Source organism: Alphaproteobacteria bacterium, from assembly GCA_019635875.1.
Classification (GTDB): domain Bacteria; phylum Pseudomonadota; class Alphaproteobacteria; order Reyranellales; family Reyranellaceae; genus JAFAZJ01.
Genome location: JAHBYP010000004.1, coordinates 49,986 through 67,475 on the forward strand (window position 1 = coordinate 49,986; position 17,490 = coordinate 67,475).

The window sequence follows — 17,490 nt, forward strand, 5'->3', positions numbered from 1 at the left end:
AGCCGGACACCGGTTTCGTTGGGACATCCCCCTTCCGTCGCGCTTCGCGCGCCACCTTCCCCCTCCGGGGGAAGGGAGATTTTGGAGCGTAGGGTCATGACCTATATCGCCAAGCCCAAGCTGCATCACCCCACCCTGCTCAAGAACAAGGCGGGCTTCACCAGGCGCGACTACGACGGCGCGATCTCGACGCTCTGCGCGGGATGCGGCCACGACTCGATCAGCGCTGCCATCGTGCAGGCCTGCTTCGAGCTCGACATCCTGCCGCACCAGGTCGCCAAGCTTTCGGGCATCGGCTGCTCGTCGAAGGCGCCGACCTACTTCCTCGGCGGCAGCCACGGCTTCAACACCGTGCATGGCCGCATGCCCTCGGTGATGACCGGTGCCAACCTCGCCAACCGCGACCTGATCTATCTCGGCGTCTCGGGCGACGGCGACTCGGCCTCGATCGGCTTCGGCCAGTTCGCCCACGTCATGCGCCGCGGCGTCAACATGACCTACATCGTCATGAACAACGGCGTGTACGGCCTGACCAAGGGCCAGTTCTCGGCCACCGCCGATTACGGCTCGGTGAGCAAGAAGGGCGTCAAGAACAGCGACTCCTCGATCGACATGGTCTCGGTCGCCATCCTGATGGGCGCCACCTTCGTCGGCCGTTCCTTCTCGGGCGACAAGCAGCAGCTGATCCCGCTGATCAAGGCGGCGCTGCAGCATCGCGGCGCCGCCTTCCTCGACGTCATCAGCCCATGCGTCGCCTTCAACAACCACGCCGGCTCGACCAAGAGCTACGACTACGTGCGCGAGCACAACGAGGCGGTCAACCGCGTCGACTTCATCGAGACCCGCTCGGAGATCACCACCGACTACGCGCCGGGCGCGCTGCAGGTGGTCGAGCAGCACGACGGCTCGATCCTGCGCCTGCGCAAGCTCGACGAGCGATTCGATCCGAGCAGCAAGGCCGACGCACTGCACCGCGTGCAGCAGGCCGACGCGGCGGGCGAGGTGCTGACCGGGCTGCTCTACGTCGAGCCGCTGCCCAAGGATCTGCACGCCAACCTCAATACCGTCGACGCGCCGCTCAACACGCTGAACGAGGCCGAGCTCTGCCCCGGCAAGAGCGCGCTCGACAAGATCAACGCCTCGCTGCGCTGAGTTTCCTTCCCCCGGAGGGGGAAGGTGCCCGAAGGGCGGATGGGGGATGTCGAAGACGGACAGAGGAGTCCGTCTTCGACATCCCCCATCCGCCAGCGCTGCGCGCTGCCACCTTCCCCCTCCGGGGGAAGGTAGTTTGAAGGGAGGCGGCGATGACCGACCTCTTTGCGACTCCCGAACGCCTGCGCATCCCGGGCGCGGATGTGGTCTACCATCGCGGATTCCTGTCCGAGCCCGCGGCGGCGGCAATGCTGCGCCGGCTGATCGACACGATCCCCTGGCGCCAGGACGACATCGTGCTGTGGGGCAGGCGCATCGCGCAGCCGCGTCTGACGGCGTGGTATGGCGATCCCGGGCGCAGCTACACCTATTCCGGCCTGACGCTCGAGCCGCTGCCGTGGACCGATGAACTCCAGTCGTTGCGCAGGATGTCCGAGCGCGTCGCCGAGGCGAGCTTCAACAGCGTGCTGCTGAACCACTACCGCGACCACAACGACAGCGTCGGCTTCCATTCCGACGACGAGCCCGAGCTTGGTGCCACGCCGACCATCGCCTCGGTCAGCCTCGGCGAGACGCGCACGCTGACGTTCAAGCCCAAGAAGCGCGAGGACTCGGAGTCGATGCGCGTCGCGCTGGAGTCCGGCAGCCTGCTGGTGATGAAAGGCGACACCCAGCGCAACTGGCGTCACGCCATCGCCAAGGAGTCGCGGCCCTGCGGCCCGCGGGTCAACCTGACATTCCGCCGGATTCTCGACTGAGTCAGGTTGGGAAGATCAGGCAGGTTGTCGTGCCGTGCGCCAGCAGGCGCCCCTGGCCATCCGTCAGGCGGCCCTCGGCGGTCCCCACGCGGCGCCCCCGACTGAGCACGAGACCTTCCGCCCTGATCATGCCGGTCTGCGGCGTGATCGGCCGCAGCAGCGAGATCTTGAACTCCAGCGTCGTCTGCCCGAGTCCCTTCTCCAGGGTCGACTGGATGGCCAACCCCATGCAGCTGTCCAGCAGGGTCGCCGAGAGCCCGCCATGCACCGTGCCGGCGGGATTGAGATGTGCCTCGGACGGTGCGGCGACCACGACGACACGGCCGTTGTCGGCCTCGACGACGTCGTATCCCAGGGTTCGGGCGATCGTGTTGAGCGGCAGCGTGCCGTCGGCAAGCCCCTGGACGAACTCGAGGCCATTCATCTCGTTGCGCTGCTCGGGACTGACGGTTCCATAGGTTCGGCTTCGCACGTTCGGCCCTCACGCGTTCGACATCGGCAGAGTGACAGCCGCGCGGTACTGGCGCTGGCGAATTTCGGACCCGACTGGAATCAGGTCCCGCCGATCCAGCGCCGCGCCGCCGCGATGGTCTCGCGCGGCCGTTCGAGGGGCGGGAAGTGGCGGCAGCCGGCGAGCGCGATGAAGCGTGCCATCGGCATGAGGCTTACCATGCGCCGGCCGATGGCGACGGGCACGAAGCGATCGTCCTCGCCCCACATCAGCAGGGTCGGCACCGTGATCCGCCCGAGATCGCCCCAGCGATCGGCGCGGCCGACCAGGGCATCGTGCTGGCGCGCGAAGCGGTCGGCGCCGGACGCCCGGGCCATGGCGCGGAAGCGATCGCGCGACGCCTCGTCGTCCTCCGCGACGATCACCGGCGCCCATTCCTCCAGCATCGCCTCTATGCCCTCGGCGCGCACGCCCGCAGTCAGTCGCAACGCGCCGGCAGGGTCGCCATGTGCGCCCGGATTGCAGTTCATCAGCCACAGCCCGGCGATGCGCTCCGGCGCTGCCAGCGCCACCTCGAGCGCCAGACGGCCGCCATAGGCCGTCCCGGCCAGCAGGAAGCGCCGCGGTGCCGCCGCCAGGATGTGGGCGGCCGACTCCTCCAGGCTCGGCGCGTCCTCGACCATGACCCTGCAATCGGCCACGTCGGACAGCGCGTCGACCTGGGCGGCGTAGAATTCGGCGCCGCACGGCATCGCCGGCAACAGGATCAGGGTCGGACGATTGGTCATGCGCTACGGCCGCGCTTCGAGCCATCGGCGATAGTCAACCGCGCATGCCGACGCCGATGTGAAGCGCGGCTGGTAGCCGAGGTCGCCGGTCAGCCGGCCGATCGCCAGCATCGCGCGGTCGCGATCACCGAACAGATCGACGTTGGCCGGCGCGCCGACCGTGACCGTCGCCCCCAGCGCTGCGGCCCATTCCGACAGCTTCCACGTCGTGCCCGGGCCGACGTGATAGAGATCGAAGCGCGGGCTCGCCTTGTCGATCAGCGCCAGCACGGCACCGGCGACATCGCGCGAGTACACCCAATCTCGCGAAGGATCGCGCGGCAGCACGACCGGCTTGCACTCCAGTGCCAGCTGCGCGACCTGGAACGGCGGGCTGAGCGTGTCGCGCGCGCCGGTGGGGTGCTCCCAGGGCCCGAACACGGCCGACAGGCGCACCATGCGCACGTCCATTGACCACAGCGTGCGCAACCGCCGCGCGACGCCTTCGCCGGCGAACTTGGTGATGGAGTAGAGACTCGACGGCGCCGGTGCTGGATCGTCCTCGGCCAGCGGCACCTCGCGGAACGCCGCGTCGCCGAACGCCGAGGCCGAGCTCAGCAGGATGAAACGCTCCACGCCCGCCGCGCGCGCCGCCGCCATGGCGCGCGGCAGGCCGCCGAGATTGACGTCGAGCACGCGCTGCGGCTCGGCCGCGTCACGCGCGGCGTCGGCGGTGATCGCCGCGCCGTAGATCGCGACGTCGGGTCTGCCGGCGAAGGCACGCGCGACGTCCTCGTCGCGCCGCACGTCGCCGGTGATCGCCGTCGGGTTGCCGGGCAGGGCGGCGTAGGGCTCGCGCGCATCGAACAGGCTGACGCGATCGCCGCGCGCCAGCAGCGCCTCGGCGATCGCCAGCCCGACGAAGCCGGCGCCGCCGATGATCAGGACATGCATGCCGGCAGACTTTCTGTCATCCCGAGCGCAGCCCTAGCCGGGCATCCTGGCCGCCGCGTCGAGATCGGCGATCGCCGTCAGCACGCGCTCGACATTGGTGTGGAACAGCTGGAGGCCGCGGGCGTTCGAGGGATCGAGCGTGCCGATGATGATCACGGCGTAGACCAGGCAATAGAGCACGTCGGTGCGATAGTCCTCGAGCGCGTCGTCGAAGCCGTAGCCCTGCACGCCGTTGTCCTTCAGCGTCTGCACGTAGAGCCTCAGCCAGTCCATCTCGTGCGCGCGCCGGGTCTGCGGATCGACGTTGCCCGACACGAAATAGGCGACATCGAACGTGCCGCCGCCGGCCGAGCTGACCTGCCAGTCGACGGCGGCCAGCGCGGCGCCGCCCGCGCTGCCACCGAAGAACAGGTTGTCGGCGCGATAGTCGCCGTGCAGCAGGGTGCGCGGCCTGCCGGCGATGCCGTCGAGCATGCGAATGACCTTGGTCGCGAGCGCCTCGCCGGTACGCTTCATCTGCGGCGTCAGCTTGTCGCCGACGAACTGCACGAAGGGCGCCCAGCATCCCTGGAAGGCCGGCTCGGCGAAGTGATGGATCGGATCGTTGGTCGCCGGCAGCCAGCCCAGCGCGCCCAGGCGCGGGCTGTTCCACCAGCTGGCGTGGCAGCGCGCGATGCCCTCGATCGCCAGCCGTACCTCCTCGGCGCTGCAGCCCTCGAGCTGGTCGCCGACGCGCGCTGGCGCCAGATCCTCCATCAGCATGACGAAGTCGCCATTGGCCGGATTGGACGCGCCGTAGTGCAGCGCGGGCACGCGGATGCCGGCGGTCGGACCGACATCACGATAGAAGCTCACCTCGCGATCGTAGAAGCGGAACATCATGGCGAGCTGGCGCGAGCGGTCGTCCTCGGTCGGCAGCTTGGCGATCAGCGTGCCGGGCGAGCCGTTCGCCGCGCCGTCATAGCGCAGATGCAGCCGTCCGAGCTTGCCGAGGAAGCCGACGCCGGCGGCGATCGGCTCGTAGTCGTAGGCGACGACGCGGTGGCCCAGGGCGGCGCTCAGCCACTCTGCCGACAGGGCGTCGGGATTCTTCGGGATTTCCAGTGCGGCCATGGCGAACCCTCCCGGTACGCTCTTTCATTGGCCCCACCGTTACCAGAAGACTGCAACGAGAGACAGGTCTGCCCTACGCGGCAGGTTCTTGCGAAGCGCGCGCGAAGGAGTGCGGGAACTCGGGCGTGTCGTAGGCCATCATCGTCGCGTAGTGGTGCTCGATGTCGGCGGTGAACAGGTCGCGGGTGATGGCGAAGGCCAGCCGCGGCACGGCGAACTTCATGCCGTTGATCGAGGCGCCCGAGGGGCCGAAGCTCATCATGGTGCCGAAGTCGAAGACATGGATGTCCTTGAGCCACGGCGCGGCGCCTTGCACCCTCTCGACAAGCTCGAAGCCGGCGCCGAGATAGGGATAGCGGCCCAGGCGCGCATCCTGCTCTCCCGATTGCGGCGTGTAACGGTCGGCCCAGGTGGCGACATGCGGGATTGCCTCGGCGATCTCGCGGCGCGCGGTGATGTCCATGTCGAAGCCGGTGCCCGATATGGCGAAGTCGGCGCCGTATTTGCCTCTGGGCGTGGTGATCTCGATCGCGCCGTCGATGGCGCGCGCATCGACCCAGGGGCTGCCGGTGTGCAGGTGGAAGTTCGCGTGCTGCGTGACGCGGTTCCAGGTCTCGACCGGCAGCGCCTCGCGGATTGACAGCAGGTGTCGCATGAAGCGCCAGCGCGTTGCGTCGTCGAGCGTGCCGAAATGGCGCAAAAAGCCGGCCGAGGAGATCGCCTTGTAGGGCTGCACGCGCTGCAGCTCGGGCCGCCGGCAGTACAGCCGCACCTCGGCCGCGCCGGCCTCCAGCGCCGTGGCGGCGTTGTCGAAGGCCGAGGCGCCGGCCCCGAGCACGGCCACGCGTCGGCCGCTCAAGGCGGCAAAGTCGATGGCGTCGGCGGTGTGGGCGCGCAGGTGCACGGGCAGGCCGGCGATCTGCGGCGGCATGGTCCAGCTGCCGCTCTTCTCGATACCCATCGCCAGCACGACCTTGCGCGCGAAGATCAGGCGCTCGCGGGCATTCTCGCATACCCCGGCGATCAGGTATCCGTCGCCCGGCCGCACCTGCCTGAGTTCGACGCCGTTGCGTACCGGCAGCGCGAGCACGCGGCGCAGCCACAGCAGGTAGTCGTGCCAGGTCTCCTTGGCGATCTTGCCCAGCGCCTCGAAGGCGGCGGCACCATGCTGCGCCTCGAACCACGCCTGGAAGGTCAGGCTGGGCATGCCCAGGTCGGGGCCCGTCACCGTCTTCCAGGTCCTGAGCGTGCGCATGCGCGCGAAACTGCGCCACGGGCCTTCGCCGCCCACGGGCGCGCGGTCGATGACCAGGATGTTGTCGACCCGCTCGCGCAGCAGCTGGGTGGCGACCGCCTGGCCGCCCTGGCCGGCGCCGACGATCAGAACGTCGAGGATGGGCTGTCCGTCAGCAGTCCGGCGTGGCGGCACCCAGCGCGGCTCGGGAAAGCAGGTCAGCGCATGGTCACGCTTGATGTGCGCTTCGAGCGCGGCGAGGCCGGACATGGTCATGCGCCGACCCTAGGGGCTGGGGGCGCGCCACTCCAGTGGCGCGTCATGGTCGATACGCGCATGACGCGCCACTGGAGTGGCGCGCCCCGACCGCAACTCGCTATAACCGGGGCGGGGAACACCACGAGCATGCCGCACCATACGCCCCTGATCGCGACCATCGTCGCCGGTATCGGCATCGCCTTCCTGTTGGGGGCGCTGGCCAACCGGCTGCGCCTGTCGCCGCTCGTCGGCTACCTCGTGGCCGGCATTGTCGTGGGGCCGTTCACCCCGGGCTATGTCGCCGACCAGAAGCTGGCCGCCGAACTGGCGGAGATCGGCGTTGTTCTGCTGATGTTCGGCGTGGGCCTGCATTTCTCGCTCAAGGACCTGCTCAACGTGAAGCGCGTCACCATCCCCGGCGCGCTCGGCCAGATCGCCATCGCCACGATGCTGGGGCTGCTTTTGTCGCTGGCCATGGGCTGGGGCGTGGTCGCCGGCCTCGTCTTCGGCCTGGCGCTCTCCGTCGCCTCCACCGTCGTGCTGCTGCGCGCCCTGGAGGAGCGCCGCATGATGCAGACCGAGCGCGGGCGCATCGCCGTCGGCTGGCTGATCGTCGAGGATCTGGTGATGGTGCTGGCGCTGGTGCTGCTGCCGGCGCTGGCGCATGCCTTCGGCAGCGCCGGAACCGACGCCGGCCTTGGCGCGCGCGCCTGGAATGTGCTGCTGGCCCTGGCCTTCACCGTCGGCAAGGTGGCGCTGTTCATCGCCCTGATGCTGCTGGTCGGACAGCGGCTGATTCCCTGGCTGCTGCACCGCGTGTCGCTCTCGGGCTCGCGCGAGCTGTTTCGCGTGGCGGTGCTGGCGATCGCTCTGGGCGTGGCCTTCGGCGCGGCGATGCTGTTCGACGTGTCGTTCGCGCTCGGCGCCTTCTTCGCCGGCATGGTGCTGAGCGAAAGCGAGCTCAGCCACCAGGCGGCCAACGAGACGCTGCCGCTGCGCGACGCCTTCGCCGTGCTCTTCTTCGTTTCGGTCGGCATGCTGTTCGATCCCATGATTCTGCTGGAGCAGCCGCTGGCGGTGCTGGCGACCCTGCTGATCATCATCGTCGGCAAGTCGGCGGCCGCTTTCATCATCGTGCGCGCTTTCCGGCTCTCGCGCGGCACGGCGTTCACCATCTCCGCGAGCCTGGCGCAGATCGGCGAGTTCTCGTTCATCCTGGCCGGCGTCGGCATCGCGCTGAACCTGATGCCCTCGGCGGCGCGGGACCTGATTCTCGCCGGCGCCATCCTGTCGATCCTGATCAACCCGCTGCTCTTCGTGATTCTCGATCGGATGCGTGCGAGGTCGCGGCCGCAGCCGGTGGTTCAGGTGTCCAGCGAGGACGACGATCCGCCGGTGACCGCGCTGAAGGACCACGCCGTGATCATCGGCTTCGGCCGCGTCGGCAGCGTGATCGCCGAGGCGCTGCGAAAGGACGGCACCGGCATGCTGGCCATCGAGGAGCGGCGCGACTACGTCGAATCGGCGCGCCTGTTCGGCATCGAGGTGATCCTTGGCGACGCCCAGACGCCCAAGGTGCTGGCCGCCGCCAACATCGCCGGCGCCCGGCACCTCTTCGTCGCCATCCCCAACGGCTTCGACGCCGGCCAGATCGTCGTGCAGGCCAAGGCGCTCAATCCCGAGCTGGAGATCGTCGCGCGCGCCCATTCCGACGCCGAGATCGAGCATCTCAGGGAATGCGGCGCGCACGCCATCGTCATGGGCGAGCGCGAGATCGCGCTCGCCATGTACGACCAGATGGCCAGCGGCCGCGCGCGCGCCCGCGCTCGCGCCGCCGCCGACATGAACCGCCCTTCGGCGCCGCATTGATTTCTTCTCCCGGAGGGGGAAGGTGGCAGCGCGAAGCGCTGACGGAAGGGGGATGGGGGATGTCGAAGACGAACGCGGGAGTCCGTCTTCGACATCCCCCATCCGCCTTTCGGGCACCTTCCCCCTCCGGGGGAAGGTAGGAGGAGAGAGTCCATGGACCTGACCAAGATCCCGATCGGCCGCAACCCGCCCTGGGACGTCAACGCGCTGATCGAGGTGCCGCAGGGCGGCGAGCCGGTGAAGTACGAGCTCGACAAGGAATCCGGCGCGATATTCGTCGACCGCTTTCTGCACACCGCGATGTTCTATCCCGGCAATTACGGTTTCATCCCGCACACGCTCTCGGGCGACGGCGATCCGGTCGACGTCGTCGTGGTCGGCCAGACGCCCGTGGTGCCCGGTGCGGTGATCCGCTGCCGGCCGGTCGGCGTGCTCTTGATGGAGGACAATGCCGGCAGCGACGAGAAGATCATCGCTGTGCCGGTCGATTCGCTGCACCCGTTCTACACCGGCGTGAAGAACTATGACCAGCTGCCAGCGATCCTGACCCAGCAGGTGGCGCACTTCTTCCAGCACTACAAGGACCTCGAGCCGGGCAAGTGGGCCCGCACCCTGGGCTGGGGCGACGCCGAGAAGGCGGCGCAGATGATCGTCGAGGGCGTCGAGCGGGCGAAGAGGGCCTGAGCCTTGTCCGCTTTCGACATTCGTGTGCTGGCGCCCGCCGACGTGGCGCTGATGGAATCGCTGCTGGATGTGTTCGGTGAAGCCTTCGACGATCCGAGGAGCTATGGCGCCGCGCGTCCCGATGCCGAGTACCTCGCGCGCCTGCTGGCCCGCGACAGCTTCATCGCCATCGTGGCGCTGAAGGACGGTGCCGTGGTGGGCGGCCTGGCGGCCTACGAGCTGCACAAGTTCGAGCAGGCGCGCAGCGAGATCTACATTTACGACCTCGCCGTGGCCCAAGCGCACCGGCGCCAGGGCATCGCCACGGCCCTGATCGAGGAACTGCGGCGCATCGGCAGGCAACGCGGCGCCTGGGTGATCTTCGTGCAGGCCGACCACGGCGACGATCCGGCCATCGCGCTCTACACCAGGCTGGGCGTGCGTGAGGACGTGCTGCATTTCGACATTCCGCTTTGACGATGTTCGTCCGGCACCCGTCGCCGGCGCCGGCGTTATGGCGGCATGAGGATCACCATCGAAGCCACCAACCAGAAGGTCATGACCGCCGACGGGACGGAATGCTGGCTGTGGCGTGGCCGCACTGCGGGCGGGCTCGACTGCCTGGTGGCGGTCGCCTCCGTCGGCTGCCTGCCGCAGGATGCCGAGACCTTCGAGCGCGAGGCCGGCCGCGAGGCCGAGGAGCTGTACGACGGCCGGATGTTCGGCGAGATTCCGCCCAAGCCGATCTGAGCCCGTTGGGCGCCGCCTCAAGCCAGCCGCGAGTCTGCCCTGCGCGCCTCGCGTTGCCGGTTCGCGGCGGCGGGCGTAGACTTGCGGGCAACGCAGAATCGCCCGCGGAGGACGCCATGACCGTCGTCGTCAGCCCGCTCACGCCGAATTTCGGCGCGGAGATCGCCGGCATCGACCTGCGCCGGCCGCTCGACGAGGGGCATTTCGAGGTCATCGAGGACGCCTTCAACCGCTTCTCGGTGCTGGTCTTCGTCGAGCAGGAAATGACCGACCAGCAGCAGGTCGATTTCAGCAAGCTGTTCGGGCCGCTGGAGACCAGCGTCACTGCGATCCGCAAGGACACCAAGTCGCGCCTGCGGCCCGATCTCGCGGAGGTCTCCAACCTCGACGAGAACAACGAGATCCTCGGCGCCGATGACCGGCGCCGCATGTACAACCTCGGCAATCAGCTCTGGCACACCGACAGCTCGTTCAAGCGCGTGCCGGCGCGCGCCTCGCTGCTCTATGCGCGTTCGGTGCCGCCCTATGGCGGCTGCACCGAGTTCGCCGATCTGCGAGCCGCCTACGACGCGCTGCCGGAGGAGACCAAGCGCAAGCTCGAGGGGCTGGTGGCCGAGCATTCCATCTTCTGCTCGCGCGCCAAGACCGGCTTCACCAACTTCTCTCAGGAAGAGCGCGAGCAGCTGCCGCCGGTGCCGCAGGTCGTGGTACGCACGCACCCGGGCTCGAAGCGGCGCACGCTCTACATCGCCTCGCACGCCGACCACATCATCGGCTGGCCGCTGGAGGAGGGGCGCAAGCTGCTCGCCGAGCTTATCACGCACGCCACGCAGCGGCAGTTCGTCTATACCCATCGCTGGCGGGTCAATGACCTGGTGATGTGGGACGACCGCTGCACCATGCATCGCGGCCGGCCGTTCGACGACCTGAAGTACAAGCGCAACGTCCAGCGCTCGACGGTGTCGGACGAGATCACGACGATCGAGCGCGAGGGCATAAGGCTGGTGGCGTGAGGCACCGCTAACCCAGATCCCAGGGCGCCGGCCTCGGATCGGATGGGAAGGCCGTGGAGGCGACCGGCTCGGCGACCACATTGCCATCGGGATCGACTCTCACCTCGATCGTCCGATGTCCGATCGTGACCGTTCCGTGCCAGGTTCCGTCGGCTTCTCTCACCATTTCCGTCATCCCGCGATAGCCGGCCGCGGCGGCGAGGCTCTTGGCTTGCGCTTCGCTCAGCGCGACCTTGCCACGGTCCGCCTCGTACACGCCGACGCGGCAGTGGTGCATGAACCGCGGACGACGGATATGGCCGTTCGCCGGGGCGACCCTGCCATCCCTGCGGATCGCCGCAAGATAATCCGACGCTTCTGCGCCCTTCAGCACGCCATCGCCATCGGTATCGGCCTTCGTCCAGATCCGCGAGCAGGCCCGCTCCGACAGCCCCCATGCCGGACCGGCGAGGAAGACGGCGATCACGGCGGCGCCGGCAAGGCTCTTCATTCAGCGAGTCCTGCCGGACGATTGCAAAGGGTAGTTCCGCGCGAATCGGCAGCAAGCGCGGAGCCCCCCGGCAGATGGGCGCAACATGCGATGGTCGAGATTCCGCCGCGTGCCATGGCGCATTCTCCGGGCGGCTGTTGTCGGCGAGGGTTCCATAAGGTCAACGGTCCGGCCGGTCGGGGAGTTGCCCTACGGCTCGTCGTCGGGCGTGCGCGACAGCGGTGCGGCCATCCTGGGCCCGCCGCCAGGCCGGCCCGGCGTGCGAGGTGCGCGGCTGGCGTGCACGCCGGTGCCATCGCATCGCGCGCGCTGATCGGCCGGGCGCGCGGCGCGCGTCAGATTGAAGGCCGTGTTGATGAGACAGACATGGGAGAAGGCCTGCGGGAAGTTGCCGATCTGCCGGCGAGCCGCGGGATCGTACTCCTCGGCGAGCAGGCCGAGGTCGTTGCGGATCGACAGCAGGCGGTCGAACAAGGCACGACCCTCGTTCCAGCGGCCTGTCGAGCAGTAGGCGTCGGCCAGCCAGAAGCTGCAGGCGAGAAAGCAGCCCTCGCCGGGCCGCAACCCGTCGTCGATCTCCGCGGTGTTGTAGCGCCGCACGAAGCCATCCGTGACCAGTTCCCGCTCGATCGCCGCGACCGTGCCGAGATAGCGCGAATCGCGCGCGTCGATGAAGCCGACCTGCGCCATCAGCAGCAGGCTTGCGTCCAGCGAGTTCAAATCGTACGCCGCGCGGAAGGTGCCGCGCGGCCCGTCGAAGGCATTGGCGTGGATGTCGTCGCGGATCTCTGTGCGCGAGCGACGCCAGGCGTCGACATTTCCCGGCAGGCCGTACTCTTCGGTCGCCTTGATCGCCCGATCGAACACGACCCAGGCCATGACCTTGGAGAAGGTGAAGTGGCGCGGCGGCCCGCGGATTTCCCAGATGCCGAAGTCCGGGTTGCGCCACTCGCGCTCGACGTGCTCGACAAGGCCGACCTGCAGCGCCCAGCCGCTCCGAGTCGACGTCAGGCCGCCCTTGCGTGCCTGGGCGAAGGTGTCCATCAGCTCGCCGTACACATCGAGCTGGAACTGGCGATGCGCGTCGTTGCCGATGCGCACCGGTCGGGAGTCCAGGTAGCCGGGCAGCCAGTCGACTTCCCATTCGGTCAGCCGCCGTTCACCCATGATGCCGTACATGATCTGCATCTGCGACGCGCTTCCGGCGACGGCACGATGCAGCCAGTCGCGCCAGGCCGCCGCTTCGTCGTAGACTCCGGCGTTCATGAGCGCGAGCAGGGTCAGCGTCGAGTCGCGGATCCAGCAGAAGCGGTAGTCCCAATTGCGTTCGCCGCCGGCGCGCTCCGGCAGCGACGTCGTCGGCGCCGCCACGATGCCGCCTGTCGGCGCGTATGTCAGCGCCTTGAGCGTGATGAGAGAGCGACGAATTGCCTCCTCGTAAGGGCCACCCGTCTGCGTATCGGCCGTCCAGCCGCACCAGAAACGCTCGGACTCCGCCAGGGCGTCGCGGCAATCCGCCGGCGGCGGTGGCGGCAGGTGCGAGGGACCATAGCTCAGGTCGAAGGCGATGGATTCGCCCCGGCGCACGCTGAACGACGCCCGCAACGCCGAGCCCTCGATCCGGCCTTCGACCGGAGAGCGCAGCACCAGCATGTCGGGGCCGGCAACGGCGCACATCGTTCGGTCGTCGAGCCAGCTCAGCCAGGGTGTGGTCGCGCCATATCCGAAACGAGGCCGGAACTCCAGCTCCATCGCCGTCTCGCCTTCGTCGCCGCGCACGATGCGCATGAGATCCGACGCGTCGTCGCGCGGCTGCATGAAATCGATCAGGGTCACGGCGCCGTCTGTCGTCCTGAAGCTCGTTTCCAGGATCAGCGATCCCGGGCGATAGCGCCGCGACACCACGACGGGGCCCGTGGTCGGAGCGATGCGCCAGCAGCCATGCGAGGCATCGCCGAGCAGAGCGGCAAAGCAGGCATCCGAATCGAAACGCGGCCAGCACAGCCAGTCGATCGAGCCGTCCAATCCCACCAGGGCGGCGGTCTGGCAGTCGCCGATCAGGCCGTAGTGTTCGAGCGGCATGCTCATGCCGGCAGGCCCTGGAACTCGATGACGACCTTGATATCGCCGGCACGGCGCTCGAACGCCTCCTGCCAGCGCGAAAGCGGCACACGTCGCGTGATCAGGCCGCCGAGCCATTGGGGATCGGCGGCCGCCAGCGCTACCGCGCCCGCTTCGTAGTGCTTGAGGTTGGCATTGACGGTGCCGAACACCGTGGTGTTCCGCACCACGGCGCGCCGGTTGAAGCCACCGACGTCGAAGGACAGGAGCTGGTTCGCGCTCGGCACGCCGGTCAGGCAGACAATCCCGTTGACGCCAATGCGCGTCATGGCGTCGACCACAAGCTGGCGCGAGCCGGTGCATTCCACGATCACGTCGGGATGCAGGTCAGCCGGAATCCTGCCGTCGTGGTAGGTGCCGCCCAGAGCGTGGACGAGCGCGGCCTTGTGAGGGCGCTCGGGTCGGTCCAGCACGTGGACGTCGAGACCGCGCTGTGCCGCCATCAGTGCCGCCAGCAGGCCGACCGGGCCGGCGCCGGTGATCAGCGCAGTCGTCGGCTGCCAGCTTCGGGCGCGCGCGCCGATGCGCCCGATGTGATCCCACGCCTTGGCCAGCACGCTGGCAGGCTCGAGCAGCACGGCGAGAATGCCGAGCGCGGGCGACACGCGAACCGCATAAGCGGGCTCGAGCCGGAAGCGTTCTGCGGCGAAGCCGTCGAGCGACTTGATGCCTCGTTCGGTGTAGCGGCCATTGCGGCACATGTCCCATTCGCCCATGGCACATGCGCCGCAGGGCAGGGGATCGGCTCGCCGCACGATACCGACCACGAGATCGCCCTCGGTGAACCCCGAACCTTCAGAATCGCCCGGGACCTCCATGACTCGCTCGAGCGATTCGTGGCCGAGCACCAGTCGCTGGTCGCCCGCCGGCGCCCATCCGTAGGAGCCATCGATGATCTCGCGATCGGTGCCGCACACGCCCAGCGCCATGGCCTGGACCAGCAGGTCATGCTCGCTGCGGCGCGGCTCGGGCCGCTCGTCGAGACGGACCGAATGGGCGACGCCGGGTTCCACGGTGATGACCTTCAAGGATGCGGCCGCTGCTGTGTCGGTGCATGAACGGACCACTCACAAGCACGGTTCCGTGCTGCAGGCCGGCGCGCTAGGGTCTCCCGGCATTTTTCACATGCGGGAGAGAGACGATGGAATGCCGGATGGACGGGCGCGTGGCGGTGATCACCGGCGCCAGCATGGGCCTGGGGCGCGCCATGGCGGAGACCTTCGCCAAGTCGGGCGCGAGCGTCGCGTTGCTGGCGCGGCGGCCCGAGAAGCTTGCCGAAGCCAAAGGCGAAATCTCCAAGGCGGCGGGCACCAAGGTCGAGGGCTATAGCTGCGACGTCAGCAACCGCCAGGACCTTGAAGGCGCCTGGGCGCAGGTCGTGCGCGACTTCGGCAAGGTCGACATCCTCGTGAACAACGCCGGCTCCTCAGCCGCCAAGCCGTTCGAGACCGTCACCGACGCCGATTGGGAAGCCGATTTCAACGTCAAGGTCTGGCCGGCGATCCGCCTGTGCCGCCTGGCGCTGCCGGGCATGAAGGAGCGGAAGTGGGGCCGCATCATCAACGTGCTCAACATCGGGGCCAAGGCGCCGACGGCCAGCTCCACGCCGACCAGCGTGTCGCGCGCCGCCGGCATGGCGCTGACCAAGGCGCTCTCGCACGAGGGTGCGCCGCACAACGTGCTGGTCAACGCGATGCTGGTCGGCCTGATCGAGAGCGACCAGTGGCGGCGGCGCTTCGATGCCGGCGCCGGGCAGGGCAAGACTTACGAGCAGTTCCTGCAGGGCATGTCGGACGCGCGCAAGATCCCGCTGGGCCGCATGGGCCAGGCGCAGGAATTCGCCAACATGGCCTGCTTCCTGGCGTCGGACGCGGGCTCCTACATCAACGGTGTCGCGATCAACGTCGACGGCGGCACCAGCCCGGCGGTTTAGGAGGCTCTGTCATTCCGAGCGCAGCGAGGAATCCAGGGTCGCCCTGGATCCCTCGCTGCGCTCGGGATGACAGTCAGGCGCTTTTCGTCTCGAACACATACGGCGCGAGCGAGGCCTGCGCCTCGACCCGCAGCTCGTGCCATTTCCTCGGGCCGCCGTAATAGGCGAGGCTGCCGGGCTCGGCCTTGCCGTCGCCGTTGTAGTAGGAGAGGCAGTCGCGCAAAGGCGCCGTCATGATGTCGGCCTCGCGGCAATGCCTCGCGTAGGCGACCTCCGGATCCTTCTTGACGTCGACGATTGCCGCGCCCTTCGCCTGCATGGTCTGCAGCATCCAGACGATGTAGTCGGTGTGGCCTTCCAGCCCGCGGGTGAAGTTGAACTGGCCGCCGCCGCCCTGCGGCCCCGACATGATGAACATGTTGGGGAAGCCCTGGCTGTGCATGCCGAGGAAGGTGCGCACGCCTTCGCCGTGCCACTTGTCGCGCAAGGTGCGTCCGTCGCGGCCGGTGATCATGTTGAAGGTACCGGTGGCCATCCACTCGAAGCCGGTGGCGTAGATCAGCACGTCGAGCTGGTACTCAACGCCATCGTGCACGACGCCCCTGGGCGTGATCCTGCTCACGCCAAGCGGCGCGGTGTCGATCAGGTGCACGTGCGGCAAGTTGAAGGCCGGCAGGTACTCGTCGTGGAAGGTCGGTCGCTTGCAGCCGTAGGGGTACCAGGGCTTCAGCGCCGCAGCGGTCTTCGGATCCTGCACGACGGCATCCACCCGCGCGCGGATCTGCTCCATGATGCGGAAGTTGGTGTTGAGCTGCGCCTGGATCAGCTCCTCCGGCGAGAGCTGGCGCTCGTAGACCCTGCGTTCCTTGACCGAGGCGACGCGGCCGGCGAGGAAGTCGTCATTGCCCTGCAGCGCCGTGCGGCCCGAGGAGATCGTCGCGAGGCGCTCGCGCCGTGCCTTGGCCCAGCCCGGCTCCTTCGACCAGGTGTCGATCTCTTCCTGAGTAGTCGCGCGCTGGTCGCGCACGTCGATGGTCGAGGGCGTGCGCTGGAAGACGTAGAGCTGCTTCACCACCTTGGCGATCTCGGGGATCACCTGCACGGCGGTGGCGCCGGTGCCGATGATGCCGACGCGCTTGCCCTCCAGATCGTAGGTGTAGTCCCAGCGCGAGGTGTGGAAGGCCTTGCCGGCAAAGCTCTCCATGCCCTCGATGCGCGCCAGCTTGGGCGTGGTGAGGATGCCGTTGGCGAGCACGACGTAGCGCGCCCGCATGCGATCGCCGCGATCGGTCTGCACCGTCCAGCGCGAAGTGGACTCGTCCCAGGTGGTGCGCTCGACGGTGGTGTGGAACAGGCAGCGCTCGTAGAAGCCGTAGCGCTCGGCCATCGCCTGGCAGTACTCAAGGATCTCGAACCCCGAGGCGAATTTCATGCTCGGGTAGTAGCCCATCTCCTCCAGCAGCGGCAGGTAGGAGTAGGATTCGACGTCGCAGGCGATGCCGGGATAGCGGTTCCAGTACCAGGTGCCGCCGACATCGCCGCCCTTCTCGCAGAAGCGCACGTCGGTGAAGCCGGCCTCGCGCAGCTTGTACCACAGCACCAGGGCGCCGAACCCGGCGCCGATCACCAGGATCTCGCACTCGTCGCTGAGCGCCTCGCGCGGCACCGGCGGGGCGGAGTAGGCGTCCTCCAGATACTTCGCGAACTCGCCTTCCATCGCCATGTAGTCGGCGGCGCCGCGGCGCGCCTCCTTGTTGGCGCGGTACTTCGCCTGCTCCTCGGCATTGAACTTCGCGCCCGGCGGCGGCTCGGGCAGCGTCTTCAGCGCCACGTCGGACACGGCCGAGTAGCCCTTGCCGGCGATCTTATCGGTCGCCTTGGCGGCGCGCGTGTTGAACAGCTTCCGCCCGGTGGCGGGGTCGATGCGGATCGGCGCGTTCATGGCCAAGGATATAAACGCCGGT

Annotated in this window: 17 protein-coding genes; 8 read left to right on the forward strand and 9 right to left on the reverse strand. The window is 68.4% G+C overall.

Translation table 11 applies throughout. The annotated features are described in order from the left end of the window. Positions 1-96 precede the first annotated feature (96 nt). Complete coding sequence (locus KF889_14965; protein MBX3500747.1) at positions 97-1,152, forward strand: 2-oxoacid:ferredoxin oxidoreductase subunit beta; 1,056 nt, start codon at positions 97-99, stop codon at positions 1,150-1,152. A gap of 152 nt (positions 1,153-1,304) precedes the next feature. Then, positions 1,305-1,910, forward strand: a complete 606-nt coding sequence (locus KF889_14970; GenBank protein ID MBX3500748.1) for an alpha-ketoglutarate-dependent dioxygenase AlkB — start codon at positions 1,305-1,307, stop codon at positions 1,908-1,910. Between the two features lies 1 nt (position 1,911). Here KF889_14970 and KF889_14975 read toward each other — a convergent pair whose 3' ends face one another. The 5 genes from KF889_14975 to KF889_14995 form a co-directional block, all read right to left on the reverse strand. Next, a complete protein-coding gene (locus tag KF889_14975) occupies positions 1,912-2,334 on the reverse strand; it encodes a PaaI family thioesterase (protein ID MBX3500749.1) in 423 nt (140 codons plus the stop codon). Between the two features lie 128 nt (positions 2,335-2,462). Continuing rightward, complete coding sequence (locus KF889_14980) at positions 2,463-3,149, reverse strand: alpha/beta fold hydrolase (protein ID MBX3500750.1); 687 nt, start codon at positions 3,147-3,149, stop codon at positions 2,463-2,465. 3 nt (positions 3,150-3,152) lie between these two features. After that, positions 3,153-4,082, reverse strand: coding sequence for an NAD(P)-dependent oxidoreductase (locus tag KF889_14985; GenBank protein ID MBX3500751.1), 930 nt, complete (start codon positions 4,080-4,082; stop codon positions 3,153-3,155). Between the two features lie 33 nt (positions 4,083-4,115). After that, positions 4,116-5,195 carry a phosphotransferase gene (locus KF889_14990; GenBank protein ID MBX3500752.1) on the reverse strand — a complete coding sequence of 360 codons (1,080 nt, stop codon included), beginning with the start codon at positions 5,193-5,195 and terminating at the stop codon, positions 4,116-4,118. A gap of 73 nt (positions 5,196-5,268) precedes the next feature. Next, a complete protein-coding gene (locus KF889_14995) occupies positions 5,269-6,699 on the reverse strand; it encodes an NAD(P)/FAD-dependent oxidoreductase (protein MBX3500753.1) in 1,431 nt (476 codons plus the stop codon). Between the two features lie 135 nt (positions 6,700-6,834). On the opposite strand from KF889_14995, the gene KF889_15000 reads away from it, so the two are divergent. The 5 genes from KF889_15000 to KF889_15020 all read left to right on the forward strand — a co-directional run bounded on the left by KF889_15000 (position 6,835) and on the right by KF889_15020 (position 10,982). Further along, entirely contained in the window at positions 6,835-8,556 is a 1,722-nt protein-coding gene (locus KF889_15000) for a Kef family K(+) transporter (protein MBX3500754.1), read from the forward strand. A gap of 153 nt (positions 8,557-8,709) precedes the next feature. After that, the gene (gene ppa / locus KF889_15005; GenBank protein MBX3500755.1) at positions 8,710-9,240 is read left to right on the forward strand and encodes an inorganic diphosphatase; all 531 of its coding nucleotides are present in this window, start codon (positions 8,710-8,712) and stop codon (positions 9,238-9,240) included. A gap of 51 nt (positions 9,241-9,291) precedes the next feature. Continuing rightward, positions 9,292-9,696: an AAC(3)-I family aminoglycoside N-acetyltransferase gene (locus tag KF889_15010; protein MBX3500756.1), complete on the forward strand. Its 405-nt coding sequence runs from the start codon at positions 9,292-9,294 to the stop codon at positions 9,694-9,696. Positions 9,697-9,741: 45 nt separating this feature from the next. Continuing rightward, entirely contained in the window at positions 9,742-9,969 is a 228-nt protein-coding gene (locus KF889_15015; GenBank protein MBX3500757.1) for a hypothetical protein, read from the forward strand. Between the two features lie 116 nt (positions 9,970-10,085). Continuing rightward, positions 10,086-10,982, forward strand: coding sequence for a TauD/TfdA family dioxygenase (locus tag KF889_15020; protein MBX3500758.1), 897 nt, complete (start codon positions 10,086-10,088; stop codon positions 10,980-10,982). A gap of 7 nt (positions 10,983-10,989) precedes the next feature. Here the strand turns inward: KF889_15020 and KF889_15025 are convergent, their stop codons facing one another. The 3 genes from KF889_15025 to KF889_15035 all read right to left on the reverse strand — a co-directional run bounded on the left by KF889_15025 (position 10,990) and on the right by KF889_15035 (position 14,621). Continuing rightward, the gene (locus KF889_15025) at positions 10,990-11,472 is read right to left on the reverse strand and encodes a hypothetical protein (GenBank protein ID MBX3500759.1); all 483 of its coding nucleotides are present in this window, start codon (positions 11,470-11,472) and stop codon (positions 10,990-10,992) included. A 189-nt stretch (positions 11,473-11,661) separates the two neighbouring features. Continuing rightward, positions 11,662-13,560 (reverse strand): glycoside hydrolase family 15 protein, encoded by a 1,899-nt coding sequence (locus KF889_15030; protein MBX3500760.1) that lies wholly within the window; start codon positions 13,558-13,560, stop codon positions 11,662-11,664. After that, positions 13,557-14,621: a glucose 1-dehydrogenase gene (locus KF889_15035; GenBank protein MBX3500761.1), complete on the reverse strand. Its 1,065-nt coding sequence runs from the start codon at positions 14,619-14,621 to the stop codon at positions 13,557-13,559. Before KF889_15035 ends, KF889_15030 begins: the two co-directional genes overlap by 4 nt. A gap of 113 nt (positions 14,622-14,734) precedes the next feature. Here KF889_15035 and KF889_15040 point away from each other — a divergent pair, with 113 nt between their 5' ends. Continuing rightward, positions 14,735-15,526 carry an SDR family oxidoreductase gene (locus KF889_15040; GenBank protein MBX3500762.1) on the forward strand — a complete coding sequence of 264 codons (792 nt, stop codon included), beginning with the start codon at positions 14,735-14,737 and terminating at the stop codon, positions 15,524-15,526. Between the two features lie 73 nt (positions 15,527-15,599). On the opposite strand, the gene KF889_15045 is transcribed toward KF889_15040, so the two are convergent. Next, the gene (locus KF889_15045) at positions 15,600-17,468 is read right to left on the reverse strand and encodes an NAD(P)/FAD-dependent oxidoreductase (GenBank protein ID MBX3500763.1); all 1,869 of its coding nucleotides are present in this window, start codon (positions 17,466-17,468) and stop codon (positions 15,600-15,602) included. Positions 17,469-17,490: the final 22 nt, after the last annotated feature.

Excerpts from the sequence above, each read along its gene's own strand:
- KF889_14965 (MBX3500747.1), top strand. The coding sequence starts at position 97 with ATGACCTATATCGCCAAGCCCAAGCTGCATCACCCCACCCTGCTCAAG.
- KF889_14995 (MBX3500753.1), bottom strand. The coding sequence starts at position 6,699 with ATGTCCGGCCTCGCCGCGCTCGAAGCGCACATCAAGCGTGACCATGCG.
- KF889_15040 (MBX3500762.1), top strand. The coding sequence starts at position 14,735 with ATGGAATGCCGGATGGACGGGCGCGTGGCGGTGATCACCGGCGCCAGC.
- KF889_15025 (MBX3500759.1), bottom strand. The coding sequence starts at position 11,472 with ATGAAGAGCCTTGCCGGCGCCGCCGTGATCGCCGTCTTCCTCGCCGGT.
- ppa (MBX3500755.1), top strand. The coding sequence starts at position 8,710 with ATGGACCTGACCAAGATCCCGATCGGCCGCAACCCGCCCTGGGACGTC.
- KF889_15010 (MBX3500756.1), top strand. The coding sequence starts at position 9,292 with ATGGAATCGCTGCTGGATGTGTTCGGTGAAGCCTTCGACGATCCGAGG.
- KF889_15030 (MBX3500760.1), bottom strand. The coding sequence starts at position 13,560 with ATGAGCATGCCGCTCGAACACTACGGCCTGATCGGCGACTGCCAGACC.
- KF889_15015 (MBX3500757.1), top strand. The coding sequence starts at position 9,742 with ATGAGGATCACCATCGAAGCCACCAACCAGAAGGTCATGACCGCCGAC.
- KF889_15045 (MBX3500763.1), bottom strand. The coding sequence starts at position 17,468 with ATGAACGCGCCGATCCGCATCGACCCCGCCACCGGGCGGAAGCTGTTC.
- KF889_14980 (MBX3500750.1), bottom strand. The coding sequence starts at position 3,149 with ATGACCAATCGTCCGACCCTGATCCTGTTGCCGGCGATGCCGTGCGGC.
- KF889_14990 (MBX3500752.1), bottom strand. The coding sequence starts at position 5,195 with ATGGCCGCACTGGAAATCCCGAAGAATCCCGACGCCCTGTCGGCAGAG.
- KF889_15020 (MBX3500758.1), top strand. The coding sequence starts at position 10,086 with ATGACCGTCGTCGTCAGCCCGCTCACGCCGAATTTCGGCGCGGAGATC.
- KF889_14970 (MBX3500748.1), top strand. The coding sequence starts at position 1,305 with ATGACCGACCTCTTTGCGACTCCCGAACGCCTGCGCATCCCGGGCGCG.
- KF889_14985 (MBX3500751.1), bottom strand. The coding sequence starts at position 4,082 with ATGCATGTCCTGATCATCGGCGGCGCCGGCTTCGTCGGGCTGGCGATC.
- KF889_15000 (MBX3500754.1), top strand. The coding sequence starts at position 6,835 with ATGCCGCACCATACGCCCCTGATCGCGACCATCGTCGCCGGTATCGGC.
- KF889_14975 (MBX3500749.1), bottom strand. The coding sequence starts at position 2,334 with ATGAATGGCCTCGAGTTCGTCCAGGGGCTTGCCGACGGCACGCTGCCG.